This is a genomic window from Companilactobacillus halodurans, assembly GCF_009600985.1.
GTDB lineage: Bacteria > Bacillota > Bacilli > Lactobacillales > Lactobacillaceae > Companilactobacillus > Companilactobacillus halodurans.
The window spans coordinates 1-1,100 of the sequence record NZ_VDFP01000244.1; the positions used below are offsets into that span (position 1 = coordinate 1).

1 protein-coding gene is annotated in these 1,100 nt (G+C 39.5%); it reads right to left on the reverse strand.

Features of this window, described 5'->3' with window-relative positions; translation table 11 throughout:
- On the reverse strand, positions 1-623 hold a 623-nt coding region (locus FHL06_RS13925; protein WP_192918030.1), incomplete at its 3' end, for a branched-chain amino acid transport system II carrier protein.
- Between the last annotated feature and the right edge of the window lie 477 nt (positions 624-1,100).

Consider the following 1,100-nt stretch of genomic DNA (forward strand, 5'->3'; position numbering starts at 1 on the left):
TAACCTTCAAGTAACCCACTGACAGTTGAATTAGTTTGATAAGCCTGTGTTGGCATATGATTCAAACCACCCATTGGATGTAAGAATGCGACAACGAAGATTACGGCTAATAATACCAAAAAGATAGTGTTGAGGTACTTTCCAACGTATTTCAATAATTTGCTTTGATGAACAGTTAAAGTATATGCAAGGCCGAAGAAAGCGGCAGTAAATAGTAACATCCCGACGGTGTCAAATTTAGCTGGTAGGAATGGTTGAACGGCCATTTGGAAAGCTGTTGCAGCGGTACGTGGTGTACCAAACAGAGGTCCGATCGTGAGGTGGACCAAAACTAGAAATAGTGCGGCATAAAATTTGCCAACGGGACGAGCGAGGTCGTATAGGCCATCACTTTTTGTGACAACAACCGCCATGATTGCTAGTAATGGGAAGAGGGAACCGGAAATTGCAAATCCGAAGGCAGCTGAAAACCAATTGCTACCAGCTAATTGTCCTAAGTGGACTGGGAAAATTAAGTTACCTGAGCCAAAGAACATTCCAAAGATTAAGGAACTGACTACAAGTAAGTGTAGAACTTTCTTTTTATTATTTTTTTCTCCTGTTAAATCTAAATCGTCTTTCATAAGTAATCCTCCTAAAAATGTTGTTTCTAATCTGGGCTGGGCTTTTAATGCCACTAATATCAGAATCCATTTTTACCACCTCTTTATTTTTTATGATGGGCTGCCGCTTCCGGTTGTAGGTGATGATATTGTGCTGTGGGACCGCCTGGAGCCAAGGTCTCCAGGCTCGGTTTTGAACTTCGAGAAGACCGCTCGAATTTCAAAACTCGTCCCGTGGTGTAGGTGCTAAAGCACCAACGCCACCTTCATAGCGACCTGATTTTCTGGCTCCTTCCGGCTAGTTTATTCGTTGTTTTTTATACCAGATGATATTGAATTCAGAATATACAGTATCTTTATATTCTGAAAAAACTAGAGCGCCATAACTTAAAGTCTATTTTTAAATTTTTAACCTTTAATTAAAAAAAGAGATAGTGAACGGCTGTATTCACTATCTCTTTTAACGTCTAAGTAATTTTGCTTTTTATTTTTATCGTT